The following is a 24540-nucleotide window of genomic DNA, read 5'->3' on the forward strand; positions in this document are numbered from 1 at the left end:
AAAGACGGTTCGAAGGGCAGCAACCCCGGCGGTGTGCCCGAGCGGCCAAAGGGAGCAGACTGTAAATCTGCCGGCTCAGCCTTCCCAGGTTCGAATCCTGGCGCCGCCACGCTGAGAGAGACCCCCTCTCACCAGGTTAATTACCTGGTGAGAGGGGGTCTCTGCGTTGCTCGCGCTGTCCGATTCGCTGTGGCCGGGACGTGGACGTGTCTCACCTCGTACCGCCCATATCCCACCGTCGATCAGTGCGTGTCCCCCAGGTGTCCCCCGGGGGTGAACATCATCACTCGGGCTCGTTCCACTCCCGAAGTGCTGCGTCGATCCGGCTGTTCGCGCGCTCGCGCGTCTGGTCAAGGACCTTGGCGTACACCTTGTGCAGTACCGCGATGCTGTGTCCAGCACGGCGGGCACATTCCATGGCGTCCACTCCGGAGCTGAGCCAGAACGAGACGCCGGCGTGCCGGAGGTCGTAGGGACGGCGGGCCAGCAGCGAGGACGTTTCCGCTTGGGTCAGTACGTCATTCCGGGCTTTGGCCCAAACCTCGCCGTAGCCGGTCTCTTGTAGAACGCCGTTGCGGTTCGTCCGGAAGAGGCGGCCATCGGGTGCCGTCCCGTGCGTGGAGATGTGTTCTCGCAGGAGGCGGACGAAGTGCGGTGGGATCGGTACCGGACGGGAGTCCTTCTTCGCGCGGGCCTTGAGGTGGCGCGTCTCGTGCGCCGTGCCGTCGTCGGTCCAACTCCGTCCGGCGCGGACAACTCCCTGTCGAAGGGTGAGCATCCCCCACCCAGTCTCCGGGAGGTGGCACTGGTTCACCCGCAGTCCAGCGGCCTCGGCTGGACGCATGGCGGCGTAGTACAGGCACCCGAAGAACGCTTCCAGATGCCGTCCACGCGGGCCCTGCTCACGCACCCCCGCCAGCAGGGCGCGGACCTGGCGAGGGTTGGCGACGCTCTCGGGGTCCACCGCTTCCACCGACTTCGGGGCGGTCCATTTCACGATCGTGATCGGGTTGACCGGAATGGTGAAGTACTGCTTTTCCACGGCGAGTCCAAGAACGTCGCTCAGACAGGCCCGCTTGCGCTTCGCGGTGCGCGGTGATGCCTCTTTGCCGTCCAGCCGTAGTGACAACGCGTCCAGAGCGAGACGGACGGTTGCTGGATCCTCCATCGCAGTGACCGGCATGGAGTGCTTGGCGATCCAGGCGAGGGCACGAGCCACATCGTCCGGTGGGGTCTCGTCCCAACGCTTCCGGTTGTACGCCCACCCGTACAGCGCGCGTCGCATGAGCGCGGCATCGGGCATTCCCGCCTGCGTCTTCACGAGCGCAGGGGTGATGGTGGCCAGCGCATCGGCGTAGTTCTTCCGCGACTTCGCCGGGGCCAGCGCCCACTTGCGGTCGACGTACGCGCGGCTGTGCTCGTACCACGTGACGGAACTCTGCTTGGCGCGCAACTCAGATAGGGGGAGGCCCGTCTCCTCATCGAACTGGTCGCCGCGCCGTACGGCAGACATCAGTTCCGAGCGACGCCCCTCGGCTTGGACCTTCAGTGCGTAGCTTTTGGAGTGCTTGCGCTCCCCGACCAGCCAGCGCACGCGGTAGGGCTTCGGACGATCTTTGCGAACCTCGATTGCGTAGAGGCGAACGTCGTAGGTCATTGCCATAGGAACTCCAGAAGGGCCCGCCGGAAGCGGGCCCCTCGTGTCTCGTGCGTGCGGGAGATGGTCAGGCGGCAGCGTCTTCCATGGACGCCCACCACGCGTCGAGGTCGACGCGGCGGCAGCGGAGCTGGCCGTTGGGCAGTTTGATCAGCTTCGGGGCCTTGCCCCGTGCGCGCATTCGATAGAAGGCGGCGCGGCTCATGTCGATCTCTTCGAGGACTTCGGAGAGCTTGAGCATCTTGGGGCGAGCCATTGTTGCGACTCCTTGTCTCGGGCCTTCTGAGGAATCCGCAACATCCGCCACAGCGCAACATTGCTGGTCAGCGGCTTGGTTCTGTGGCGGATGCCGGTTGTGTTGCGGATAGGTGCCGCCGCGCGGGGCGCGCGGCGGCACCTTGTGGTTGTGGCTGGTCAGCCAGCGATGCGGAGTTGCCGTGTGTCGGTTTCCGCGGACATGTGGCGGCTCTCGGAGGGGTCTTCCGCCACAGATTCACCCTCGCTGACCTGCAGTGTTGCGGACGTTGCGGATGTTGCGGACTTCTCGGGGGGAGGGGGGCAGTAGCGGGTCCAGGCGTCGCTGAGGTCTTCCGCGTAGTAGCCCTTGGGAGTGCCGCTGCCGACGCGGATGCCGCGGGGCTTGATGGGAGTGTTGTCGGGGCGTACGTACTGGCTCAGGAGCTTGGACAGGCCACGTGCGGTGAGCGGTTTGGTGCTCTGTCCGTCCTCGCTCATATCGGCCCACGGGGCGTCATCGAGTCCCAGCAGGACTTCGAGGATGGCGGCGCTGGGCATGCGGTCGGCCCCGCAGAACACCCGGTCGCGCAGATCGGTGAGCAGGCGCACCCCGAGGGATGCCTCATCACCCTGGGAAGCGGCCTTGATGAGCGCGACGCAGGCGGTGCGGGCCCGTTCGGGCCAGTGCCCGCCGGCCGCGTCGGCGACCGCCAGGAGCGGCTCCCATACGTCGGCGGGCCGGTCGGACACACCCTCGGGCATCTCCGGCCAGGCCTGTGCGACCTGGTCATGAATGGTGATGGCCCAGTCGGCGAGTCGATCCCGCAGAGCGTGGCCCTGCTTCTCGTGGACGCGCCGGCGGTAGGGTTCGGCCTTCTCGTTGGGGGCCTTCTTGCGCATGCGGATGATGACCGAGCGGGTCAGGATCGTGTCCGGCAGTGAGCCGAGTCCGGCCATGGCGACCGCGCAGAACGAGGAGAACCACTCGGTGCTTTGGTTCGAGCCGTCGCCGACGCAGCGCAGGGACTTGGCGCCGCGCCGGTAGCCGGAGTTGAGGAACCCGCGGACCTCTTCGTTGCCGCCGGCCTTGGGACCGAACACGGTGTCGATCTCGTCGAAGAGTAGCGTCGGGGTTCCTCCGTCAGCCTCCACCAGCCGGAACAGGGCGTTGGCGGAGGCATTGACGGTGGTGGCCGCCCGAGGGGTGAGGGTCTCCACGATCTCCAGAGCGCGGGACTTGCCCGATCCGGGCTCGGGGGAGAGAAACGCGAGACGGGCGGTGCCGTCGAACGCGTCGATCAAGTGGGCGTGCGCGTCCCACAGGGCGACCGCGACGTAGGCGTGCTCGGTGGGGAAGACGTTGAACCTGCGGTGGAACGCTTCGACCTCATCGAGTAGCGCGGCGCCGTCGATGGGGGTGTTGGGGCTGGTCATGCGGCGTTCCTCCTTTCGGAGTTACGGGTCGTGCACGCGGTGCGGTGGATCGGAGGAAAGAGCTGAAAGGACGCCCTTCGGGCGACCTTCTGTCGGCCGCCCAGGCCCGGCCGTGGCGGAGCGGGCGGGGCGTCCTGCGGCCCGTTGAGGGTGGGGATGAGGCAATCCAGGCGGGGGGATCGGTTGGTGGTCACGCGACCTCCCGCGGTGTCGCGTTCGCGACGATCCACTCCATGGCGCTGCGGATCGTGGTGCGGCACTCGACAGCCGGCAGTCCCGTCGACTCTCCCGCCGCCTGGATTGCCTCTTCGACCGTGTGGCGGTCGATGTGGCCCCAGGCGACGAACCGGGCCACCTTGCACGCACTGCGGTGCAGCGTGTTGTTGCGGCCGTTCGGACCGCCCTCGCGAGCGGCCCGGATGACCGCGCACTCCCGCTCCAGCGCCGTGCGCGCGGCCTTGCTGCCGTCCAGCACCGGCGCGAGCGTCGGTGGTGTGGCCGGTTTCGCCGGTTCGGTCAGCAGCGCCGCCAGCCACACGGGCAGGGCGGCCACCGGGGCGGCCTCAGCGACCTCGTAGGCGCCCTGCGGGGTAGTGCTGCCCGCGGCGACGACGTAGCCGCCCCAGGCGCGGGTGTCGATGTGGGGGGCGAGCCGCTTGACGCTGCACTTCAACCGCACGCCGCGCGGGGCCGCGAAGTACACATGCCGGCCCCCGCTGGGAGTCCGCACCTCGTAGGTGCACGGATACGGCTGTCCGGCGCGCTCGCAGAGCCCCTTGAAGGAAGTGGCGCCGTCAGGCGCTCCTTCTTGCACTTTCTCCTTCGGCATGTCCAGATCGACCACCAGGAGGCCCGCCGGTCCGGTCGCGATCCCCACGTTGTAGGGGTGGTGGGCCCATGTCGCGTGGATCAGGTTGGGGTCAGTGGTGGCTCGCTGTTCGGGGGTGCGGTGCCCGCCGGCGCATCGTCCGGTGCTGGGGCAGGCGCGCTCGGGATGTCCGGCGGGCCGCTTGGCGCCCGGAACCAGGGGGATGACGGGCCAACCTCGCTCGCCGCACAGCAGTGCCGCGGCGAGCAGGTGCAGGGTGCTCGGGGACACAGTGAGGGGCTCGTTCATGGTGCAGCTCCTTCACCGCGCACTCGCCGGATGTCGGTGGGGTGGTTCATGCTGGAGACCTCCACAGGTCTTGTGGGACAGGTGGATCAAGGGGCGGCCCGGATCATTGGCGTGAGAGGGCCGTCCCTTTCTGCGCCCGCTGAGGGCGGGCGAGATCATGGGGTTGTCAGTGGTGGCGGCTAGATTCGCGGCATGTCGAGTCTTGACCTTGCTCAGGGATCCACCGCGACGCGTGCGGAGTTGGCGGCTGCGTACGGCGGTTCGCAGTACGGCGGCGGCATCGTGCCGGCCAACAAGTCGCAGAACATTTTCGTCTTCTCCGACCCTGCGGCCGGGGCCGAGCATGATTACACCTTCGATGGCCGCGCGGACGACGATGAGTTCGGCGTCCTGTACCTGTACACGGGCGCCGGACAAGGGGCGGGCGATCAGCAGATGACTGACCGCAACCTGGCCCTGCGCAACCACATGCAGGCCGGCCGGGACGTGCACCTGTTCGTCGCGGACGGCACCTTGCCGAACAGCGCCACCGTCGTTCAGCGCTATATCGGGCAGGTCGTCGTTGACCCGATTCAGCCGTTTGAGGAGCGCTGGACGCAGGTCGACGGCAAGCCGGGCCGCCGGCTGTTCGTGTTTCGACTGCGGCCGGCCCCGGGGGTCACGCTCGCGCTGACCGCGAAGGATTCGATGCAGGTGGCGCCGGCGACCGAGGTGTTGCCGGTGCCGGCGGCCGAGCCGGAGCCGGAGCCGGCAAGCGCGGTAGCGACGGCGGTTGCTACCGAGCAGCACGGCACGGACTCCACCACCGCGGACATCATCGGCGGTTCACGGACGGTTTTCCGGCGCGAGGGACGCCTGACCACGGCGTTTCAGGCGCACTTGGAGGCCCACGGGCACGTTGTATTCCGGTTTCAGATCCCGGTGGCCGGCGAGCGAGGCGCTCTGCTGACCGACCTGTACGACGAGACCGACAACGTCCTGTACGAGGCTAAGGGCAAGGCCGACCGCGGCCACGTGCGAATGGCGATCGGGCAGTTGCTCGACTACCGGCGCCTCATCGACGTCCCTGACGGGCTGCGCATTGCGGTGTTGCTGCCTGAGGAGCCCACCGCGAACGTGCGGGAGCTGTTGGAGGTAGAGGGCATCGCGTTGGTGACGATGACGGCTGAGGGCGAGTTTGCGGGATTCCCGCTGTCAGCGGCCGGGGCCGGCTGACCGATGTCCTTGTCCCTCATGGGGCAAGGGGGTGAGACCGGGGCGACCGCGGATCTGTGACGAGACGGGCGGTCGCCCCGGGCGCAGTTAGAACGGCGGTTCAGTGTCCGCTCCGGCAGTGGCCGGGGTACCTGCCGCGGCCCACGGGTCCTCGCCCCCCGGGCCATTGTGTCCGTTGCGCTTGGCGTTGATGGTCACGGTGGTGAAGCGGACCGAGGCGCCGATGTCGTCGATCTCGACGGCGAGGATGGAGCGCTTCTCGTTCTGGTCGGTGGTCCAGTCGTGCTGCCGCATGCGGCCGTTGGCGACGACGCGCGAGCCCTTCTTGAGGCTGTCGGCGATGTGCTCGGCAAGCTGGCGCCAGGCGGCGCACCGGTAGAAGGCTGTGGTGCCGTCCTTCCACGCGTTCGTGGTGCGGTCGAAGGTGCGCGGGGTGACGGCGATGGTGAACTTCGCCAGCGCGGCGCCGCTCTCGGTGAACTTCAGCTCGGGGTCGTCGGTCAGGTTGCCGACGAGGGTGATCGGGGTCTCTCCGAACGACATGCTGTCTCCTGGTTTCGGGCTAGAAGGGGGCTTGGGTGCTGCGGTCGTTCGCGGTCCACGGCTCGCTGCGGCGGGAGCCCACCAGGAGCCCGGCCGCGAGCATGTCCTCATCGCCGATCCCGGTGCAGGGACGACGCTGTTCGCTGCCGTCGGGCAGGAGCCACAAGGTCATGCCGTCCTGGTCGCAGACCGTGCAGTCGGCGTGAGTGCCGCGGTGCTCAGCGGTGATGTAGAGGCGGGTCCGGGTGCGGTCGCGGGTGGGGTAGCGGCGTATGGAGGTGGCGTCGACGCTGCCGAGGACGGCTTGTGCGACGCGGGGGACGTCCGCGGTTTCGCAGATGATCCGGATCTCGAACACCGTGCTCCTTTCGCAGGTCAGCGCTTGGAGCTGAAGAGCTTGAGGGCGATGCCGCCGACGCCTATGGGCCCGGCGGTGTGGGCGATGAAGACGGCCGTGTGGGCGGCGTAGTCGAGCAGCCAGGCCAGGGCGGCGGCCAGTCCCCATCCGCCGGCGACGACCGCGCCGGCGATCGCGAACGGGTACAGGAAGCGCCGCAACGGAAAGTCGGCACCGTGGGTGCCGTGGATGTGCGCCAAGACGGGATCTCCTTGTCTCTCGGGGGCGGTGTGGGCGGCCGGGTGGCCTGTCCGGCCCTCGCTCCCGCCGGAGCGGGGGAGCGAGGGCCAGGCGGAGCATCTGGGTGGGTGCATGCGAAAGGGCCCACCCCCTGCCGGGGTGCGGGCCCTGAGTGATGAAGGAACGCGTGTCAGAGATCGGAGGGGAGCTTGGTTCCGGTCTCTGCGTCGTACGCGTCGCCGGTCGGGGACAGGCGGATGGTCCGGGACTGTGCTCGGGTGCCGGTCTTCCAGGTCTTGCCGCCGACTGAAACGCGGACGGTGATGTCTGCGAGGGGGTCGGTGACCGACAGCGCGATCTCGGGCGCCTTGGGGTACCAGCGGTCATTGCCCCGCGTGGTCTGTGCGGTCTTGCCGGAGGCGTCGATGCGCAGGTACTTCGCGTTGCGGTCGAAGTACGAGCGCAGTTCCAGGTAGACGCGGTCCCGGTCGCTGTTCCAGTGGGCGACCAGGTCGGCGTTGACGCCGTCGACTTGGAGGGCGGCTCCCGAGCGGCCTTTGTAGGCGGCGGCCTTCTCCTGACGGGCCTGCTGTTCCTGGTCGTCGGCCGCGTACTGGTAGACGCCCGCGATCGTGATGCCCAGGGCTGCGATCGCGGCGACGTAGGGCCAGGCCCGCCGACCCGTCCGCGGCGGCGGGTCGGCCTGGGGTTGGGGGGCGTACGGCTGGGGGCCGCGGTGCCATTGCGGGGACGTGCTGTCGCCGGTCTTCTCGAACCATGCAGCGTCGTCGGTGCCCATGCGGGCGACGGTAGCGCGCAGTTGGCCGGCTTGTCGGCGCTCTCCGCGAAGGTCGGCCACCTGTGCCCGGGTCTCCCACCAGGCAAGCGCTTGGGGGGAGTTGAGGCCGTGGGTGGTGATGTCCTCGCGCTCGTAGAGGGCGGCCAGCTGAGCGGCTTCGTCGCACCGGCCGGCGAGCGCGGCTTGGAGGACGCGTTCGTGCCGGGTCAGGGTGCCGATGACGTTGGGCGGCAGGCTCTTCCAGTCCCAGCTGTCGTCGGCCGCGGTGAACGGCGCGTACAGGTCTTCGCTTGGGTCGACGGCTGCGGTGCCCTCACTCGACTTCGTGACCGGCTCTGCCGCGGTGGTGGCGGTGTCCTGCTCGACAGCCAGCTCCTGGACTAGGGCCTGCTGCGCCTTGCGGCGCTGCGAGGACGTGTCCGTGAGAGCGCGCTCCTCCTCTGTGAGGAGGGTCTGGACGACGTCGACGTAGTCGGGACCGACCTTCCACACCGCCTGGCCGGGTTCAAGGGTGGGGATAATGTCGATGAGCGCCTGAGGCAGTCCGAGCAGGGCGCCGACGATCGCGGCTTCTTCCGGTCCCAGGCGTCCGACGTGGGCGATCTCGCACAGCCGGGCCAGATCCTGCGCCTTGCCCTCTCCGAGGTCGGACAGGGTGTGCATCACTACGTCCAGCGACAGCGCGGCCTTGCGGGAGTTCTTCAGCAACCGCTGAATGAGTTCGCTGGTGGCCGGTGACAGCAGGATCTGCCACGCCTCTTCGAGGACCAGGTGGCGGTGCACGGCGGTGGACTGGCGCAGCCACACATGTTCAGCCCAGCAGGAGATCGCGGCCATCAGCGACGGGATCGCCGGGGAGTTGCGGTCCAGCCGACTGAAGTCGAAGGACAGGACGGGCAGGTCGGTCTCGGGGAGGCTGGCGTCCTGGCCGTCGAACAGGCCGGTCAGGGAGCCTTCGGTGTAGCGGGACAGGGCGATCGCCGGGCCCTCGCCCCACTCGGTCAGCTTGGCGGCCGGCCACCGGCCGTCCTCCGGCGCCACCAGCGCATCCACCAGCCCGTTCAGCGAGGTCGCTTTCGGGTGGGCGAGAGCGTGCTGAAGAGCGTGGGCGGCCTGGTGTGTCAGTGCGCCGGGCTCGACAGCGGCGATCAGGGAGCGCACCAGCTGCTCGCGGACCTCGCGCGGGAACAGATCGCTGCACGGGTTGAGGGTGAAGGAACCGGCCTCAATGACCCGGCCGCCAAGCGAGCGGGTCAGGGGCGCCCATTCGCCGCTCGCGCTGTCCTCGCCGAAGGAGTCGATGACAACGGCCTGGTGGGCGTTGTCAAGGATCTCCCGCCGGATGCGGGTCTTGGCCGTCGTCGATTTGCCGGAGCCCAGTCCCCCCAGCGCGAGCGAGTTCGTGGACGGCAGGATCGCGGCGTCGGTCAGGACGGGCGAGAGGTGGAAGGCGCGTCCGTCCAGCAGGGAGCGGCCGATCGGGATGCCGGGGAAGGCCGTGTTGGAGGCGATGAGGGGTGCGGTGATCGCGGCGTGGTTGGAGGGCAGGCGGATCACAGGATCGCCCCTTTCCGGGTGGATGCGCCGTGCGGGGTGGTCATCACGTGGGCGCGGTGCTGCTGGCCGGGCAGCCAGTCGAGCCGGATGCGGTGCCGGTCGGCGGCAAGGGAGGCTTGCCAGCGGGCCTCGGTGACGGACTCGGGGCTGTCGCCCCACACGGTGAGGTAGCCGTCGATGTCCACGAGGGTGGCGCCCTGCACGAGGGCGCCGTGGGTGGTGCCGCTGGCGATCTGGTGGGCGTCCTGCTTGACCTTGTCGGCAGTGAACGCCTCGCTCGCCGCGGCCTGCCACTTCGCCGACCTGCGGGACTGGCCCGCGGGCAGCGGCCGGTACAGCACCGCGAAAGAGCGCTCTGCCTGGTCGTCAAGCAGGAACTTGCCCATCAGGTCGCCGCCGGTCTCGTCCGGCCAGCCGGTGATGCGGGTGGTGGCCGCGTACCGTCCGTCCTCCAATCCGACCCACCCGGGGCCGCGGTCGGCGACGGAGGGCAGCGGCTCGGGGTCGATGGGGGTGAGCGCTCCGAGGCGGGCGAACTCGCCCTCCAGCGTGGCCAGCAGCCGGTCCGGCTGTCCTACCAGCCCTTTAGGGACGTGGACGGAGATGGTTTGGGTGTGGTCGGTGAACTCGCCGACGGCGGCGTGGTGGGTGACGTGGACCTGGACGCCCGCGTGGCGGGCCTGCCCGCCGGCGAACGTCAGCGCCCGGGAGAACGCCTCGTGGAAGGCGGTGCGACGCTGGTCGTCCTGCATGGTGCCGTGGTCCGGGTACAGCGCCCATGTCGCCGTGGCGCCGGGCTGGGCTGTCATCGATACGGGCACAGCACGCTCGCGCAGGTGCCGGTATCCGACCGTCGCCCACCGGGCCACCGAGCGCGGTCCGGGCGCGAGGTTGAGCAGGGCCCCGGCGGCGCCGACCGCTCCGAACGTCCACAGCGGGGGCGGGGAGATCATCGCGGACGCGAGGACGGCGCTCCCGACACCGGCGTTCACCCGGGTCAGCAGGGTCTCGGCCGGGCTCAGTCCGCGCTGGAGGGCGGGGATGCGGTAGCCGGGTGTCAGGGAGTACATGGGGCAGAACCTCCGGAAGCTTGGGGCGAACCGCCCCGGGCCCGGCGCTCCGCCCCTTTCCGCGATCGGGCGGGAGGGGAGAACGCCGGGCCCGGAGGGGCTCGTTACGGGGTGGAAGAGCCGCCGGGTGCGGGCGGTGAAGCCGCCGACCGGCTGCGGCGTGCGGCGGTTCGGGCTGTGGAGCGGGAGTCAGCTGTTTGCTCCCGACGGCGCGCGATGGCGGACTCTGCGGTGAACCGTCCCGGCCGCTTTGGCTGCCGGACGCCGTAGGCGGCGAGCAGGACCCCGCGGTCCTGGTGCACGGCCCGGCCGGGGGTGTTGACGGTGCGCCTGCGGTGCGGGGTGTTCTCCTGCTCGTAGACGTCCGGGGCGCCGGCCCGCACGACCGCGTGGGCCGCCCGGTTGTCGGTGCGCCGTTCCACGAAGGTCCGGGCGCCGCGCGCGATCTGGGGTCCGAAGTACGGGATCCCGTGGAAGATCATGCGCAGCATCAGGGCGTCCGCGGCGAGCAGGAGAACGGTGTCGACCACGAGCGAGCCGTGGGCGAGGGTGACGAATGGGGAGACCAGCAGCAGGGCGAACGGGCAGAACATCAGCCCGAGCAGGCGCATCGCCCACGTTTTCACGGCCGTCGTGTCGCCCCCGCGTGCCAGCGAGGCCAGCACGAGCGGGGCCATGCAGACGAACGCGAGGATGCCGAGGTTGCGGGTGATGAACACCAGTGTGGCGGGGGCCAGAGCAACCACGAGTGCGGAGACGGTCAGCAGCTTCGCGAGCGGGACGTCTTTGTCCGCGCCGTGCTGGAGGTCATGGAGGATGGCCTTGAACAGGGTCGCCTCGTTGCTGTCGAACGCGGCCGTGAAAGCGGTGCTTACGGCCTTGTTCAGCATCATCACCGCCCCCGGGACCGTCGCCATGCCGGCGACGGCCGCCAGGGTCCAGCCCGTCGAGGCGCCCATCTGGCGCAGGCGCGGGGCGCCCTGCCAGGCGGTCAGGCCGCACACGACGACCACGCACGCGAAGATGGCGACGGCCAGGTGCTGACCCAGCCACAGGAACGGCTCGTACAGGGCGCTGTCCGCGCTCTTCGGCGCCCACGCGTCCTTCGGCGCGACCAACGCGTTGATCTTCTTGATGATGCTCTCTGCGAAGTCCCGGACGTTGTCGGAGGCACCGTCTGTGATGCCGCCGCCAGTGCTACTGTCGCCGCCTGCGCGACGCCGTGCGTCTTCCTCGCAGAGGCCCCGCATCGGTCCAGCGATCAGACTGCACTTGTTCTCCTTGTCTGCCATGGGCGTCAGCCCTTGGCCTGGGTGACGGTGGAGAAGAGAGTGTCGCCGTAGAGGGCCAGCACGACGGCAACGGCCAGCGTGCCGACCGCGGCAACCCCCTTGCGCAGGGCGCCCTTGGGGTCGCTGGACGTCTTCAACAGCATGCCGAGGGCGATGACGGCGATGACGGCGGCAATGCCCTTGGTGACCAGGCCGGCGCCGGTCAGGCTGATGCTGTCGAAGAAGTCCTTGAACCCGGTGGACATGTCGACGGGTTTGGCGAGGAGGAGGGACTTGTTCATGGGTCAGATCTCCTGGTTCTGCTGGGGGGTGGGGCGGGCGAGGGCGTACAGGTCGGTCATGGTGTCCAGGGGGTCGATGCGGACCTTCGTGCCGGGGCGGGGGGCGTCGAGCATGTAGCCGCCGCCGATGTAGAGGCCGACGTGGTGGATTCCCGCGGCGGTCTTTCCGTAGAAGACGAGATCGCCGGGGAGCGCGTCTTCCGGCTTTACCGGTTCGGAAGCCGCGTACTGCTGTGCCGCGGTGCGGGGCAGGGATATTCCGGATTTCGCGTAGGCGTAGAGCGTGAGCCCCGAGCAGTCGAAGCCGGTGATTTTGGCACCGGAGCGGCCCATCGGCGAGCAACAGTTTCCGGTGCTGGGACCGTTCGCATTGCCGCCGCCCCATGAATACGGCGTACCGAGCATCGCGTACGCCGCATTGAGAGCAGTGACGCCCTGATCCGCGGTTGCGGTCTTTCCGTTGGAGGGTTGTTTGGCGAGTGCCTCGATGGACTGGACGTAGTTCTGTGTCTCCTTGTACGGGGGAATGCCCCCGTATTTGCGGACGGCTCCGCTTCCGGCGTTGTAGGCGGCGAGCATGTTGGACTGCTGGTCGCCGGGAACGTCCTTGACGTCCTTGGCGATTGAGCAGAGGTATTCGGCCGCCGACGGGATTGCATCGGCGGGATCCCACACGTCGCGTTCACCGTCGCCGTTTCCGTCGATGCCGTGGGCTTCCCACGTGGACGGCATGAACTGGGCGATGCCTTCCGCGCCGACCTGCGAGCGCGCTTTCGGGTTGAAATTCGATTCCTGGGTGAGAAGCGCGGCGAGCAGGTTCGGCGTGACCGCCGGACAGGTGCTGCCCGCGGCCTGGATCAGGGCTTTGTACTGGCTCGGCACGGACAGGCTGAGCAGCGTTCCCGCGGGATCGTCGCTGGCTGCTTGCAGGCAAGCGGCCACGGCGACGGCCGCGGTCGCGCCTATGCCGATCGTGACGGCTGTAGAGGCACGCAACGAGGTTCCTCCCTCCTTCCTGGGTTTGTGATCGTCTGTGCTGGTCAGCACCGCCATGCAGGACCGTCAGGGCACCGCCACACCTCGGCCGGGCACCGCCATGCCACCGCCATGGGGTGGCGGTTGTGGCGGTGCGGTGGCGGTGGGCGGGCGGTGCCCGTGGCGGTCAGGTGGTGGCCATGGCGGCGGCGGTGAGGTCGGTCAGGCGGTAGCCGCGGCCTTGCGTGGTCTTGCGCGCCGGAACCCCGTCCAGAAGACGCGAGAGCTGCTTTCCGCGTTCGGTCGGATCGGTTTCCGTGATCCCGAGGGCCGGGGCCAGGTCGGGCGTGGGCATGAAGTCCACTCCGGTGTTCCGCATCAGCTCGATTGCCTGCTTCAGCGGAGAATCCGGGATCGCTGCTTCGCGGCGGGCGTGGACCTCATCGACCACGTCCCAGATGACCTCATCCGCGAAATTGAACCCCCGGAGCAGGGTGGACGTACCGTTGGCGAACAGCACGGCCTGTCCCTTGACATCCGGGTCCAGAAGCGCCGGGTGGATCGGGGCGACCGTATCGAAGTACGAATCCCCGAGGGCCACTTTCGCGCTGCCCTCCGATGCCACGTAGAGGCACATTCGGTACAGGAATTGATCCCGTACCTTCACCGGGATCGCGTCCTTTGCCGGGCGCTGGGTCAGCATCACGGTGGCGATTCCGGATTCCAGGGCTTTCGAGACCAGGGACCGGGACTTGTCCTCTACCCGGCGGACCTGCTCTTTCGATTCCTTGGTTCCGTTGTCGGTGTAGAAGTCGGCGGCCTCATCGACGATGAAGAACACCGGTTTGAAGACCGGTGCCGGCTGCCGGTTGCGGATGGCGTCCTGGAGTTGTGTATACCGGCGGTCCACGCGGGAGTTCAGCTCATCGAGCATGTCTTCCAGGACGGCGGGATCGTCGGACGCCTCGTAACGGACGGCGAGTTTCTCGAACTTGGTCAGCCCGCACAGTTTCCCGTCGAGCAGATACAGATCGAACTCGCCGTACGCGATGAGCAGACAGGTGATGAGGCCGTTGACCAGCGTCGTCTTGCCCATCTGCGTCATGCCGGCGATGAGCAGGGACGCCTTGTCGAACGTCGGCACCCCAGCGAGCCGGCCGGTGACCTCGTGTCCGAGGGGAACCCCCGCGAACGACTGGATCTCCTGCCGGGTCGGTGCGGGGAACGCGGTGCTGAACGGGGGCTCGTTCAGCACGAGCAGCCGCACATGGCGCTCGCTGCGGCGGGATGTCTCCAGCTTCAGGTGCAGGCGGGTGACGCCGAACATCGACGCGATCCGGTCGAGCCGTTTCGCGACGTCGTCGTGCGTGCGCCCCTCCGGCATCAGGAAGTCGTAGACGGTGCCGATGCCCGGCAGCGTCTCGATGGTGGCGTCCCCGGCGCGGACCTGTTCGTTCCTGGCGATCGCCCCGACCCTGCTGAGCAGCATGGTCAGTTGCGGGTGGCTCTCGCTCCCGCCCGGGGACGTTCCGGCAGGCAATTGCGTCTCACCTGCGGGACCACCGGGAGTCGGCCCCGCTGCGGCGGCCTGTTCAGGCGTTCCCTGCCATACGGCGGGGGCTTCCTGCGTGAAAGCCACCTGCGGGGCTCCGGTCTTCGGCTGCGGGCGGTGCGCCCACAGGCGCGGGATGCCCGTGCGGATCCTCCAGGCCAGATAGCCCAGCGCAACCAGCGTCCCGGCGGTGCCCAGGACCGTGACCGGCCAGGACAGGCCCAACTTGTCCTTGATGGCGGCCAGGGCACCAAAGGCAATCGCCAGGCCGCCGATCGCGCCGGTCATCTGCCCGTAGGTGTCCTCGCCCTTGCTCTGCTGTGGCTTCCTTCCCACACCCCTCCGTTCTTCACGATCTCGCGCAAGCGGGCACGGCCCGCCCGCACTTGGTCTGGTGGGTTTCCGTGAGGCTCGCCGGGTCTGCGCCGGGTCTGCGAACGTGCCGCTCGCCGGGGCTCACCGGGTCTGCTTCACTGGTGTCGACTGCTTCCGGCAGTCGCAACGACGGCCAGCCCACTAGTCCTGGGCTGGCCGTCATTGGTGTGTGCCGGACGCTGCTTTAGGGCTGTGCGTCCTCCGCGTCGATCAGCGCGGCGTAGGCCTTGCGCACCCGCTCTTCCTTCGCGGAGAAGCCGGCCGCGCGGTACGCGGCCAGGGCCTTGCGGTACGAGAGCGGGGGGTTCTCGGAGTGGCGCAGCCACCGCAGCACGACGGTGAGCTGTTCCTCGCTCAGCGGCTCGCCTGGCTCGGGGGTGTCGACGCCGGCCACGGCCGCCACCCGAGCGAGCGCCGACCAGTCGAGCGGGGTGTGTCCCTCGCCCTGGGAAGCGGTCAGTTCGGGTACCGGGGACACGGGGCTGACCTGGGGGGACACAGGGGACACACCCGGGGACACGGCGGGGGACACACCCCCGTCCGACCACTGGCCCAACACCCGGGCGAGATCCTCGTCCGAGAACAGCGCCGGTACCGCCTGCGGGACGTCGGCCACCGGGTGTTCCGCGGTGAGCTTGGTCAGCTCCTCGGCTGCCTCGTGGCGCACCTTCTGTGCCTTGCCGCGGGCCTTGTGCTCCTCGCGCTCCAGGACGGCCGCGGTGGTCTGGCGGTCGGTCTTGGCGCGGGTGACCGCGCGGCCGATGGCGACCTGGTCCCGCGTCGCGCTGCGCACGGCGTCGATCTGCGCCTGTGCCTCGCGGGAGATTCGGGTGGCGTCCCGTTCCACGGCCATGATGAGCGTGGCCTTGGCGGCGGCCGGGACCACGGCGCCGATGACCGCGACGACCGCGGTGGCGTACAGCAGGCCGTGGGTGAACAGCACTCCGACCGACGTCACGAGGAACAGCCACCCTAGGGCGGTGGGCAGCGTTGCCTTGGAGCCCTGACGGCGGTGGGCGGTCTCCATGGCCAGCGCGTACAGCCACACCGCGTCGTAGATCCCGGCCACGGTGTAGGCGAGCGGCGCCGGCGCCTGGTGGGAGAGGATCTCCCCCACCGCGTAGACCGTCCAGCCCAGCGAGAGGCCGGTCAGTCCGGCCGGCAGACTCCAATGCACCGTCCTGCGCAGCACGGCTCGCACTTCCTTCCAGTCCATGTGATCACTCCTTGTTCTGGTCGTCGGGGTAGGCGCAGGGGACGCAGACCCCGAGGGATGAGGGGATGACGTATCCGGCGTCCTTGCGGCACTGCGGGCAGGTCCGGCGTGCTCGCATCGCGCACGCCAGGGCCCGCCGCTTGGCCGGGGTCATCGGCCGGACCGGCTTGGCTTTGTCGAGCCGGTACAGGTAGGCGACCAGCGGTCCACGCCGGTAGCGGGGCCGGAGTATCTGGCCGGCGATCGGCTGGCCGCCGGGGCGCAATCCGCGGGCCCGTAACTGCCGTCTGGTCGCCAGTCCGTCGGGCGCGTACCGCCACGGCCAGGTGGGGATGCCGAGGCGGGCGCCGTTCGGGTCATAGCACTTGCCCCAGGTGACGGACATCAGGTCGTCGCCCCGGCCGGTTGCGGGGCGGTGATGCTGCCGTATCCGACCAGGTCCACGACCGTGCCCGCGCGGCCGACGCTTGTTGTCAGGACGCGGGTGTGGCCGTTGCTCTGCTCGCGGTGGACCACGGCCTCCGGCGGGATGCCCAGGGCCTCGCGCCATGCCTCGAAGCCGGACAGGTCGTCGTGAAACGACAGCTCCAACCGGTCCGGGTAGATGGTCGACACCGCTACGGCCGGCGCCGACAGGTACCCGAAGTCCGCAGCCAGCAGGCGCAGCGCCCGCAGCGGCACGGCCAGGTCGTCCAATGTCAGACCCTCGCTCATGCCGCGACTCCCCGACGCGCCGTACGGCGGCGGGCGAGGCGGGGCAGCGGGACCACGTTGAACAGGTCCGGGTTCTCATCGACTACCCGCGCGGCCAGCCGGATCAGGTCGTCGGGCAGGCTGCCGTACTCGGGGTCCGCCAGGATGTCGCGGGCCGCGTCGAGGCGGGCCGCGCGCTCCATCTCGCTCTCGCCGTCGACTCCGAGCCAGAGTTCGGCGGGAGTGCCAAGGGCGAGTTCGACGAAGTCCTCTGGGGTGTCGGCCCGGTGGCCGCCGACGTAACTGTGCATGGGAGCTCCCATGTCGAAGGGACGAAGAAAGCCGGAAGCCGCGAGCGCGCCCACCAGAGGGCGGCGGCCGGTCCGGGAAGTACGGCGCCGCCGCGCGATGCGGCGGGCCGGAGTGCTCCGGCCGGGAGTCGAACCCGGCCGGAGCCGTCAGTGCGGTGGAGATGTTCAGTAGGGGTGCGGGCCGCGCGGACGCGGCGGCAGCGGATCCTTCGTCTTCTCGTGCTCGCCGCCGGCCATCAACGGCCGCCCCGAGCACGGGCGTTGTCTTCGCTGCGCTTGTTCGCCTCGCCTGCCTTGCGGGACAGTTCGTCCCGTTCCGCGTCTGTCAGACTGGTGATCACAGGTGCCTCCACATCAGGTGCCTGCTCGCGGTCCCTCGGGTCGCACCCCGGGGGACCGCTCAGGGCCGGACTTTCCGGCTCCCCCCGCCCCGCCCATGCAGCCAGCGCACCAGGTGCGGGCCGGACGGGCGAGGAGAGGCAACCGGCCGCAGCGCAAGCCGCCGCGAGACCAGGAAGAGGCGGACCGGGGAGGGCTTCAAGCGCCGCCGACCGGTCCACCCGGCAGCGCCCGTGTATGTCGTCGGCTCACGCCGACCTCCCTCAGGTAGCAGGGATGCGGCTTCACCGGCGCTCCGTTGCTACGGACTACCGGTCCCGAGCCGGGTAATCGGGCGCGTCATCGTCACTGCTCTGACGCCAGCAGGGCGGCATGCACCAGGTGGCACCCCAAAGGGATGTTCTCCAGAGCCGATGCAGGTGGCTGCGCCGCCGACGACATCACCCGGTCGTCTCGGGGGCGGTCTTCTCATCCCGCCACGTGCGTTGGGGCCTGCTGTACTTCCCCACACCCGCGATGGGGTGGCGCCTGCCAGGCGCGTAGGGGGAGAGCTTCGTACATCACGGCGGTTTGCCACCCGGACCCTCGCCCTAGGCACCTGCCGTGACCGCCGCTCTCGCGTCAGCCCCGCACGATCACTCTTCAGTTCTCAAGGAACGGCCTGCTTGGTGCACACGCCGGATCTGCCCCATCCGGGGCCCGTTCGCATGCAGTACCTGTTTTACAGGTACTGCATGGTGGTCCGTCAAGTACAAGCACGGATCCGCTTGGGTTTCGCGCCGGTACTTCTTGGCGCACACTCAGAATCGCCCCAGGTCAGGGGAGTTAGTCACCCCGTACGTAGACAGCTCGAAATCATCTGGCTACGGTCAAGAAGTCCCTAGAAGTCCACGCGGGGGTAAAGGTGTCCAACGAACGACTGAGGTCTGCCCTGTTGGCGCGCGGCATGACGATCCAGGATCTGGCTGCCGAGATCGGGGTGATCCCCAAGACCATCGAGCGCTGGGTCACGCAGGGCAAGGTGCCGTACCGGCGCCACCAGTACGCGACGGCGACAGCACTCCAGGTCGACGTAACGATGCTGTGGGACGACTCCCGGACTCAGGAGTCCGCAACTGACCTGAGCAAAGCGGAGATCGTCACGGCCTACCCGCACCGCCACGTCGTACCGACGGACTTGTGGCGGGAGATGTGCGAGCGCGCCAAGGAGCGCATCGACATCCTGGTCTACGCAGGCATCGGCCTTGCCGAAGATCCGCGCTTCCTCTCTGTCCTCAAAGCGAAATCGAAGAGCGTCGCGATTCGCGTCCTGATGGGCGACCCCGCGTGTGAGGCCGTCATCCAGCGCGGCATCGACGAAGGCCACCGCATCATGGACGGCAAGATTCGCAACGCCCTGGTCAACTACAGCCCTCTGTTCACTAGCCACCCCGACATCGCGTTCCGCTTGCACGACACCGTGCTCTACAACTCGATCTACCGAGCGGATGACGAGATGCTCGTGAACACGCATGTGTACGGCATCGGCGCCTACCTGGCTCCTGTCCTGCACCTACGGCGACTCCCCGGGGCGGGACTCTTCGAGACATTCGCCAATAGCGTGCAGCAGACCTGGGAAGGCGCAAGGCCAGTGACCGAAGACGACATCACAGGAGCATGAGCCATGGGACGCATCGACTACCTTCACGACCCCGACGCCCCGCCGGCCAACTCGGTAGTGCCTTCCGTCGTGGCATTCGTGCAGAACGATGCGGGACAGGTGCTGATGATCCAGCGCTCTGACAACGGCCGTTGGGCCCTGCCCGGCGGCGGGCACGACGTCGGTGAGTCCATTAGCGGCACCGTGGTGCGCGAGGTCTGGGAAGAGACGGGCGTAAAGGCCGAAGTCGTCGACATGTCCGGGATCTACACCGACCCTGGGCACGTGATGCAGTACGACGACGGCGAGGTGCGCCAGCAGTTCAGCATCTGCTTTCGCGCGCGACCGGTCGGCGGCGAACTTCGTACGAGCAACGAGACCACTCAGGTCCGCTGGGTCGACCCAGCGGACCTGACGACGTTGGACGTGCACCCTACGATGCGGCTCCGAATCGAGCACGCCATGGACCGGACGCGCCCGACCCCCTACATCGGCTGACGCTTGGCGGCGCCGACTCGTTCGAGCACGCGCGAGGTGCAAGCCAGGATCTCGGGTTCGGCCCGGCGGATGAACTGCCCGATCAGGCTCTCCGGTCCGTACCGACCGGTGATCTCATTGATTCGATCGATCGGGTTCGTGGGCGTGCCGTCCGGTGTGGTGTTCATGTCGCAGTAGCAGAGCGCATCGTTCAGGTGCGCGCTCTCGCGGGGGAACTCGCCCTCCAATTCCTCGCGCATGCCGCGGGCTTCCGCCTCCAGCCAGGCGCAGGAGTGGTGAGCAACCAGGTTGATGACCCGTTCATCGGCACCAGCCGCATCCCGGAGGTATCGAGCCCCGTCCAGCGGGTGAAAGCCCGTCTTGGCGAGGTCCGGGGCATAGCCGATGTCGTGCAGTACCGCCGCGGCCTCCAGTAGATCCGCGTCCTGGTCAAGAACGAGCGCGATCGTCCGCGCCCGCTCGGCTACGCCGAGGCAGTGCTTCCAGCGCCGCGGAAGCGGTTCGGCGAGCAGAGACTCAGCCAGGGGATAGGCCCACTCGGTCAACGTCGGCAAGCTACGAACGCTCCTCTCGCGTCGGCACGGCGCGGACGGTCCGCACCTTGCCCTGTCCGCCGCCCGCCAGCACGCCGGCGGTCTGCAACTTCTCCAGCGCCTTGGTCACGGTGGGGCGCGAGACGCCGAACCGGCCAGCCAAAGCGGAAGCGCTCGGGAAGGCTTCCCCCACTTCGAGCCCCTCAGCCGTGATGATGTCGGCGATGCGCTCTTCCAGGGGGCGTTGATCTGTTGGTGCTCCGGCCCGTACTACACGCCACCGCCCACCCGGTACTGGCTCGGCGATGCCGTTCTTATGGAGGACCCCGAACGCTCGGAGCGCGACGCCGCGCGAGATCTTGTAGTCGCGCATCAGATCAGCAGCAGACGGCAGCTCCGTCATCGTTGGTTCCGCCTCAATCCTGGCCTTCACCGCGTCTGCGACCCATAGATAAGTCCCTCGGGGGCTGGCCTGCTGCGACACTCGCTCTCCCTCTCAGTCTGCCCGCCGTCCGATTCAAGCTTCCCATGTCTCCTGTTGCGGCAGGATGCTGCCGTGCAGTGGCTACCAACCTTCGACACCAAGCTCAACGTTTGGACGACTGCTGCGATCATCGTCGCCAGCATCGGCCTCTACAACACCGTGCGTGGGTGGTGGCGCCACACGCTTGGCAAACGAGCGTTCTTTGTCAAGAACCTCCGGAAGCTGGCTCCGCACGTCAGACACGAGTACGCCAAGGACCTGTTTGGTGAGCCCGCGTGGCAGTACAAGCGGAGCATCGAGGAGTACTCCGTTGTACCCGACACCGGAGACTTCGGGACCGTCGAACGAGAGATGACCGTCCGCACTTGGCCACTGGGCAGGATGGCCTATCTGACCACTTGGTGTAGTGAGGACGACGAGGTCGAGATGTACAGCATCACGACTCGTAGCAGGATCTTCCGACCTGCGGTCATGGTCGGTACCGACCATGTCGTCCGGCTAGGGAAGTCCTGCCTGTCTTCTCTGCCTGCTCCTAACCCTGATGTCGAAGGGCCCGTCCTGTGGGCTGTGGGCGCCCAACGGTACTCGTACGCGGAATGCCACTACTTCGGTCGCCCGGGCGGCTACCGGACCTGGGTTGTGGGAGTTTCCGATGTCGGATACCCAGCGTTGGCCCCCGTCCGGTTGGGTGCCAACCCGGAGGTGTGTCATGACCCCTCGGAGATTGAGCGGTACCGGCAACAGGCTCGAATCAACTCAGTCCTCATCGCAGGTGGCAGCCCCCTGCGCCTCGGTTCCATCCTGCCGGCAGGGCTTGGCCCGGACAGTAGCCGTGTCGGTCTCGTTGAGCCTGAATACGGCTTCCGTGCACGCCTTATGAGATTTCGCTGGAAAATTCGGATGGCGGCGTCTCGTCTGCGTGAGCCAAAGGCCTCCGGAGAATGAAGTTCACGAATCGCTATTCTGGGAAATAGTCACTTCACCCACTTGAGTTAGATGAATGGTTCCTTTAGCTCGACCGCCGCTATTGAGGGCGGTGATCGCCCAAGTAATTACTGCTTCGTCATAGTTCCATGAATCAGCGATGACGTGAAGCTTAGGCAATCGTGCATGACCTTCAGCCCTGACACTAGCTACATTGAATACAGCCGAGCCGGGCTCGATAGCAGTACTGATCTCGCCGGACTCTCGATATGGAATATTGATCGAGCTGGCGAAGTGATTTCCAGTGAAGATGGGGTATTTGGTACCCAGCGGTTCTGGCGGGCGCGGTTGCGTGAATTCCTCCGCTGTGTAGTCCTCCGCGAGAATCACTTTCAACCACACTGGGAAGCCCAACTCTACTCGGACGCCTTGGTGGCTGATTTGGTCGGGGTTGGAGATCGTGAGCTCAAGTTCCCCGGCCCCCTTTCGGGCGTACCACTGCCTGGAAATGTTCAGAAGATATTCGCTGTACTCCTTCAAGTGTTCGTCTGCTTCCTCCAGGTAGTCCTCCTCGGTGCGACTGTCCATGCTGGCCATACCTAGAGGGGAAGATCGGCGTGTTATGTTCGCGGGGTGCAGTACTTGTTCTTTTCGTGCCGCGAGCTGCTGGTTGAGGTATTCGTCCAGCTTCCACAAAGGGATCTCAACAGGTTCGACGCGCGGCCTGAGTGTCATGTTTTGAGTGGAGGATGTGGATTCTTTTGCCCTTCGGGTCAGTGAGAGTACCTCGCCCGGGTTCGCTTGGACGGTGCGACCTGAACGTCGTACGAAAATCATTCCCGCGGCGTAATTGCCAAATTCTTTATTCAGGGTGTGGATTGGGTCGCCCATTTGCGGCGGCTCGATGGTCATCACTAGGATGGTGAAGCCATCAAGGGTTACGTAGCTTGCAGACCACTCAGGACCCTGATGGCCAAGATAGGATTGAAGTCCGGAGTCAAGATCTGCCAGGTCGATACTTGTGACTCCTTCCACACTTCCCGGTTCTACTCCAATCACAATGTAACTGTAACCCTGGCAAATTGATGATGACTTCTCGGGCATCCGATTGCCCATGCCGATGATGTGACGGGCCAGCGTTGCCTTGACGTCCTTCTTGGTCAGGTCGTAGGTAGATTTCCATTCGATCCAGTCGTTTTCATCGTGTTCGCCCGCATCGCGAATTGCTGTAACCAGTTCAAGTAGCTGTCGTGGGCTTCGGAACGGGCGCTCGGTGGAGACGTTCAGTGTCATGGTTAAAGTATGGCGACTTGGGCACGCGAGGGCACGCCGGTTTGGCTACCCGGCAAGCTGGTTGCCGATCGTGGCCGCGGTTTCCATCGTCACGAGGCTGCTGTGGCTCCGTGCTGAGAGCAGCCCTGAGAGGCCGATGAAAGGGTCATGTGCGGCCGCACTTCTCCTCCGGGAAGGTCTGTGCAAGCTTGCGCTAATAGTGCGAATTGTGGAGTATTGCCATAATCTTAATATGTGTGAGCCCTGGCTGAGGCATATGCATCAGCCAGGGCTCACATGTCGTCGGCTCGGAGGCTTACCTTGACGGTCCGTCGAGTTGCGGCCGAGGGGGGTGGTGTTTGGGGGTTAGCGGTATCGGCGCGGCACCACTAGTCCAGAAGTATTTTATCCTGGAACAGGGAAGCTAAGAGCCTCAGCCAGGGCCATCTCTAGTTCCACTGGAGTGTCCCACTCGCGCCAACTGACAACCCATACGGGAACACCAGTCTTGCGGTACTTTTCCGCGTATACCGCTACCTCTGGATGCACCTTGACGTTGGTGACGATCAACCCGACTCCGGGGGTACTGTATTGCCCTCTCAGGTACGTCCTCATTTGGTTAAGTACGGAGATGTTGAAAGGCTGTGTCTCTCCGTAGTGCTTTGCCTCAACAAGAAGCAAGCGATCCGGCAAATGTGCGAGAAGGTCAATCTCGCGATTCTGTCCGAGTCGCGCGTTAACCTCAACGTCGCCAGCCCATTCGTGGACATGGGCATGTAGGATCTTACTCAGTACGCGAGCTAGGCTTTGTTCATATCGTGACGCCTGTACCCAAGTTCCTGGTGGGCCTTTTTCTTCTGGCTGTTGGGCAACCTCAAGGACGCGAGGAGGGAACGGCAATACTTCGGTGTTTCCGTCTCCGAGGTCCACTTCAACGAGCACCCGGAGACCTTGCCCCTCCCCGTATGCTCCTGTGACAGTTCCTTGTACGACGTCAAGTCCCCATGGCACTAGGATCGCATCGCCGACTTCATAGTCACGATTAGTCATTTCGTTCCTCACCATGGCCGTGGAACCCCCAAAAGTGCCCCGAGGGATAGACCAACCACGTCGTCCATCACTGTGGCGACATCGTCCAGATTTGTCTGCCATGCTTTCAGTGTGGGCTCATTCAGGAAGTAGCCTTCACCCGCCAATGTGCGCAGTTTCGCCACGTCGTCGTGCGCGACACCATTGCGCATCTCGGTAATTTTCTTGAGTTCTGTCGGCCAGGTCCTGGCGCGACTGTCGGCCGCAGTCATGGCGGGCCAAAAAAGGAATCCAAACTTCGCAAAGTCACGCGCAATCGCTTCATTGTGCGCATTCCCTTTGTCGACGTCTCGGCCTTTAGTAAGTAGCTGGCGGAGTGTGCTTTCGAGCTGTGGATTACCGTTAGATGCAGTCACTGCGAAGAACTCACTTGCTTCGTCGTGCAGTGCGCGACAAAATCCTTGAAACTCCGTCGCCATACGCTGGAGAACGACTGCTAGCGCCTGGTCGACTTCCCACCCGGCCGTAGTCGCCGCCACCTGGGCCGAGTGCATCTGCCAAGCAAGGTCGATACACAGTGCGCGTTTGGCGCTCCAGTCGGTCAGGGCTTGAGACGTCACTCTTGGAGGATACGCGCGACGTCGGCACGAGCACAGGCGAGACGCGGAGATCGCTCTGCGCTGGCGTAGGGGCGGATACCCAAGCCCCCGAAGGGCCCTGAACCGCATCAAGGGTCTGCCGCACGATCGGGTGACATCCTGACCTGACCTGACCTGACCTGACCTGACCTGACCTGACCTGACCTGACCTGACCTGTCACCCGAACCTGCACCAGACCCGTCTGGGGCCCGCCGGCGCAGCAACTGGGAGACACATCACGACAGGGCGAACGTTGCTCACCCGTTCAAGTTCAGTAGCTCC

General features: G+C 66.9%; 25 protein-coding genes and 1 tRNA gene. 5 read left to right on the forward strand and 21 right to left on the reverse strand.

What is annotated here, in order from left to right:
- Nucleotides 1-27: 27 nt before the first annotated feature.
- Nucleotides 28-109, forward strand: a tRNA-Tyr gene (locus IOD14_RS03945).
- 174 nt (nt 110-283) lie between these two features.
- On the opposite strand, the gene IOD14_RS03950 is transcribed toward IOD14_RS03945, so the two are convergent.
- The 4 genes from IOD14_RS03950 to IOD14_RS03965 all read right to left on the reverse strand — a co-directional run bounded on the left by IOD14_RS03950 (nt 284) and on the right by IOD14_RS03965 (nt 4445).
- A complete protein-coding gene (locus IOD14_RS03950) occupies nt 284-1663 on the reverse strand; it encodes a tyrosine-type recombinase/integrase (protein ID WP_212669657.1) in 1380 nt (459 codons plus the stop codon).
- A gap of 61 nt (nt 1664-1724) precedes the next feature.
- Nucleotides 1725-1913 (reverse strand): helix-turn-helix domain-containing protein, encoded by a 189-nt coding sequence (locus IOD14_RS03955; protein ID WP_212669658.1) that lies wholly within the window; start codon nt 1911-1913, stop codon nt 1725-1727.
- Nucleotides 1914-2071: 158 nt separating this feature from the next.
- Nucleotides 2072-3328: a DUF3631 domain-containing protein gene (locus IOD14_RS03960; protein WP_212669659.1), complete on the reverse strand. Its 1257-nt coding sequence runs from the start codon at nt 3326-3328 to the stop codon at nt 2072-2074.
- A 190-nt stretch (nt 3329-3518) separates the two neighbouring features.
- Nucleotides 3519-4445: a bifunctional DNA primase/polymerase gene (locus tag IOD14_RS03965; protein WP_212669660.1), complete on the reverse strand. Its 927-nt coding sequence runs from the start codon at nt 4443-4445 to the stop codon at nt 3519-3521.
- 192 nt (nt 4446-4637) lie between these two features.
- Between IOD14_RS03965 and IOD14_RS03970 the strand changes: the two genes are divergently transcribed.
- The gene (locus IOD14_RS03970) at nt 4638-5660 is read left to right on the forward strand and encodes a hypothetical protein (protein WP_212669661.1); all 1023 of its coding nucleotides are present in this window, start codon (nt 4638-4640) and stop codon (nt 5658-5660) included.
- Between the two features lie 87 nt (nt 5661-5747).
- Here the strand turns inward: IOD14_RS03970 and ssb are convergent, their stop codons facing one another.
- The 13 genes from ssb to IOD14_RS04035 form a co-directional block, all read right to left on the reverse strand.
- Entirely contained in the window at nt 5748-6203 is a 456-nt protein-coding gene (gene ssb / locus IOD14_RS03975; RefSeq protein ID WP_212669662.1) for a single-stranded DNA-binding protein, read from the reverse strand.
- Between the two features lie 19 nt (nt 6204-6222).
- Nucleotides 6223-6561 carry a hypothetical protein gene (locus IOD14_RS03980; RefSeq protein WP_212669663.1) on the reverse strand — a complete coding sequence of 113 codons (339 nt, stop codon included), beginning with the start codon at nt 6559-6561 and terminating at the stop codon, nt 6223-6225.
- Between the two features lie 17 nt (nt 6562-6578).
- Entirely contained in the window at nt 6579-6800 is a 222-nt protein-coding gene (locus IOD14_RS03985) for a hypothetical protein (RefSeq protein ID WP_249125822.1), read from the reverse strand.
- A gap of 170 nt (nt 6801-6970) precedes the next feature.
- Complete coding sequence (locus IOD14_RS03990) at nt 6971-9136, reverse strand: hypothetical protein (RefSeq protein WP_212669664.1); 2166 nt, start codon at nt 9134-9136, stop codon at nt 6971-6973.
- Nucleotides 9133-10206, reverse strand: coding sequence for a hypothetical protein (locus IOD14_RS03995; protein WP_212669665.1), 1074 nt, complete (start codon nt 10204-10206; stop codon nt 9133-9135). The genes IOD14_RS03990 and IOD14_RS03995 overlap by 4 nt, the downstream gene beginning before the upstream one ends.
- A 104-nt stretch (nt 10207-10310) precedes the next feature.
- Nucleotides 10311-11498 (reverse strand): hypothetical protein, encoded by a 1188-nt coding sequence (locus IOD14_RS04000; RefSeq protein ID WP_212669666.1) that lies wholly within the window; start codon nt 11496-11498, stop codon nt 10311-10313.
- 5 nt (nt 11499-11503) lie between these two features.
- Nucleotides 11504-11779 (reverse strand): hypothetical protein, encoded by a 276-nt coding sequence (locus tag IOD14_RS04005; protein ID WP_212669667.1) that lies wholly within the window; start codon nt 11777-11779, stop codon nt 11504-11506.
- A gap of 3 nt (nt 11780-11782) precedes the next feature.
- The gene (locus tag IOD14_RS04010; protein ID WP_249125823.1) at nt 11783-12832 is read right to left on the reverse strand and encodes a bifunctional lytic transglycosylase/C40 family peptidase; all 1050 of its coding nucleotides are present in this window, start codon (nt 12830-12832) and stop codon (nt 11783-11785) included.
- Between the two features lie 109 nt (nt 12833-12941).
- Nucleotides 12942-14594: an FtsK/SpoIIIE domain-containing protein gene (locus IOD14_RS04015; RefSeq protein ID WP_212669668.1), complete on the reverse strand. Its 1653-nt coding sequence runs from the start codon at nt 14592-14594 to the stop codon at nt 12942-12944.
- A 271-nt stretch (nt 14595-14865) separates the two neighbouring features.
- Nucleotides 14866-15897, reverse strand: coding sequence for a hypothetical protein (locus IOD14_RS04020; RefSeq protein ID WP_212669669.1), 1032 nt, complete (start codon nt 15895-15897; stop codon nt 14866-14868).
- 4 nt (nt 15898-15901) lie between these two features.
- On the reverse strand, nt 15902-16282 hold the full coding sequence (locus IOD14_RS04025; RefSeq protein WP_212669670.1) for an RRQRL motif-containing zinc-binding protein: 381 nt from the start codon (nt 16280-16282) through the stop codon (nt 15902-15904).
- A complete protein-coding gene (locus IOD14_RS04030; RefSeq protein WP_212669671.1) occupies nt 16282-16611 on the reverse strand; it encodes a hypothetical protein in 330 nt (109 codons plus the stop codon). Before IOD14_RS04030 ends, IOD14_RS04025 begins: the two co-directional genes overlap by 1 nt.
- Nucleotides 16608-16901 carry a hypothetical protein gene (locus IOD14_RS04035; RefSeq protein WP_212669672.1) on the reverse strand — a complete coding sequence of 98 codons (294 nt, stop codon included), beginning with the start codon at nt 16899-16901 and terminating at the stop codon, nt 16608-16610. Before IOD14_RS04035 ends, IOD14_RS04030 begins: the two co-directional genes overlap by 4 nt.
- A gap of 1285 nt (nt 16902-18186) precedes the next feature.
- On the opposite strand from IOD14_RS04035, the gene IOD14_RS04040 reads away from it, so the two are divergent.
- Both IOD14_RS04040 and IOD14_RS04045 read left to right on the forward strand, forming a co-directional pair.
- The gene (locus tag IOD14_RS04040) at nt 18187-18900 is read left to right on the forward strand and encodes an XRE family transcriptional regulator (RefSeq protein WP_212673196.1); all 714 of its coding nucleotides are present in this window, start codon (nt 18187-18189) and stop codon (nt 18898-18900) included.
- A 3-nt stretch (nt 18901-18903) separates the two neighbouring features.
- Complete coding sequence (locus IOD14_RS04045) at nt 18904-19377, forward strand: NUDIX domain-containing protein (RefSeq protein WP_212669673.1); 474 nt, start codon at nt 18904-18906, stop codon at nt 19375-19377.
- Here IOD14_RS04045 and IOD14_RS04050 read toward each other — a convergent pair.
- Nucleotides 19365-19931, reverse strand: a complete 567-nt coding sequence (locus IOD14_RS04050) for an HD domain-containing protein (protein WP_212669674.1) — start codon at nt 19929-19931, stop codon at nt 19365-19367. The two genes, IOD14_RS04045 and IOD14_RS04050, sit on opposite strands and share 13 nt — an antisense overlap.
- A gap of 1 nt (nt 19932) precedes the next feature.
- Nucleotides 19933-20313, reverse strand: coding sequence for a GntR family transcriptional regulator (locus IOD14_RS04055; RefSeq protein WP_349252425.1), 381 nt, complete (start codon nt 20311-20313; stop codon nt 19933-19935).
- 153 nt (nt 20314-20466) lie between these two features.
- Between IOD14_RS04055 and IOD14_RS04060 the strand changes: the two genes are divergently transcribed.
- Nucleotides 20467-21339 carry an ETEC_3214 domain-containing protein gene (locus tag IOD14_RS04060; protein WP_212669676.1) on the forward strand — a complete coding sequence of 291 codons (873 nt, stop codon included), beginning with the start codon at nt 20467-20469 and terminating at the stop codon, nt 21337-21339.
- A gap of 3 nt (nt 21340-21342) precedes the next feature.
- Here IOD14_RS04060 and IOD14_RS04065 read toward each other — a convergent pair whose 3' ends face one another.
- Both IOD14_RS04065 and IOD14_RS04070 read right to left on the reverse strand, forming a co-directional pair.
- On the reverse strand, nt 21343-22611 hold the full coding sequence (locus tag IOD14_RS04065; RefSeq protein WP_212669677.1) for an ATP-binding protein: 1269 nt from the start codon (nt 22609-22611) through the stop codon (nt 21343-21345).
- A gap of 1037 nt (nt 22612-23648) precedes the next feature.
- Nucleotides 23649-24239, reverse strand: a complete 591-nt coding sequence (locus IOD14_RS04070; protein WP_212669678.1) for a hypothetical protein — start codon at nt 24237-24239, stop codon at nt 23649-23651.
- Between the last annotated feature and the right edge of the window lie 301 nt (nt 24240-24540).

The organism is Streptomyces sp. A2-16, assembly GCF_018128905.1.
Taxonomy (GTDB): domain Bacteria; phylum Actinomycetota; class Actinomycetes; order Streptomycetales; family Streptomycetaceae; genus Streptomyces.

Excerpts from the sequence above, each read along its gene's own strand:
- IOD14_RS04065 (WP_212669677.1), bottom strand. The coding sequence starts at position 22,611 with ATGACACTGAACGTCTCCACCGAGCGCCCGTTCCGAAGCCCACGACAG.
- IOD14_RS03995 (WP_212669665.1), bottom strand. The coding sequence starts at position 10,206 with ATGTACTCCCTGACACCCGGCTACCGCATCCCCGCCCTCCAGCGCGGA.
- IOD14_RS04010 (WP_249125823.1), bottom strand. The coding sequence starts at position 12,832 with ATGGCGGTGCTGACCAGCACAGACGATCACAAACCCAGGAAGGAGGGA.
- IOD14_RS04025 (WP_212669670.1), bottom strand. The coding sequence starts at position 16,282 with ATGTCCGTCACCTGGGGCAAGTGCTATGACCCGAACGGCGCCCGCCTC.
- IOD14_RS04005 (WP_212669667.1), bottom strand. The coding sequence starts at position 11,779 with ATGAACAAGTCCCTCCTCCTCGCCAAACCCGTCGACATGTCCACCGGG.
- IOD14_RS04000 (WP_212669666.1), bottom strand. The coding sequence starts at position 11,498 with ATGGCAGACAAGGAGAACAAGTGCAGTCTGATCGCTGGACCGATGCGG.
- IOD14_RS04055 (WP_349252425.1), bottom strand. The coding sequence starts at position 20,313 with ATGACGGAGCTGCCGTCTGCTGCTGATCTGATGCGCGACTACAAGATC.
- ssb (WP_212669662.1), bottom strand. The coding sequence starts at position 6,203 with ATGTCGTTCGGAGAGACCCCGATCACCCTCGTCGGCAACCTGACCGAC.
- IOD14_RS04040 (WP_212673196.1), top strand. The coding sequence starts at position 18,187 with ATGACGATCCAGGATCTGGCTGCCGAGATCGGGGTGATCCCCAAGACC.
- IOD14_RS03970 (WP_212669661.1), top strand. The coding sequence starts at position 4,638 with ATGTCGAGTCTTGACCTTGCTCAGGGATCCACCGCGACGCGTGCGGAG.
- IOD14_RS03955 (WP_212669658.1), bottom strand. The coding sequence starts at position 1,913 with ATGGCTCGCCCCAAGATGCTCAAGCTCTCCGAAGTCCTCGAAGAGATC.
- IOD14_RS03950 (WP_212669657.1), bottom strand. The coding sequence starts at position 1,663 with ATGGCAATGACCTACGACGTTCGCCTCTACGCAATCGAGGTTCGCAAA.
- IOD14_RS04015 (WP_212669668.1), bottom strand. The coding sequence starts at position 14,594 with ATGACCGGCGCGATCGGCGGCCTGGCGATTGCCTTTGGTGCCCTGGCC.
- IOD14_RS04020 (WP_212669669.1), bottom strand. The coding sequence starts at position 15,897 with ATGGACTGGAAGGAAGTGCGAGCCGTGCTGCGCAGGACGGTGCATTGG.
- IOD14_RS03965 (WP_212669660.1), bottom strand. The coding sequence starts at position 4,445 with ATGAACGAGCCCCTCACTGTGTCCCCGAGCACCCTGCACCTGCTCGCC.
- IOD14_RS03960 (WP_212669659.1), bottom strand. The coding sequence starts at position 3,328 with ATGACCAGCCCCAACACCCCCATCGACGGCGCCGCGCTACTCGATGAG.
- IOD14_RS04030 (WP_212669671.1), bottom strand. The coding sequence starts at position 16,611 with ATGAGCGAGGGTCTGACATTGGACGACCTGGCCGTGCCGCTGCGGGCG.
- IOD14_RS04045 (WP_212669673.1), top strand. The coding sequence starts at position 18,904 with ATGGGACGCATCGACTACCTTCACGACCCCGACGCCCCGCCGGCCAAC.
- IOD14_RS04035 (WP_212669672.1), bottom strand. The coding sequence starts at position 16,901 with ATGCACAGTTACGTCGGCGGCCACCGGGCCGACACCCCAGAGGACTTC.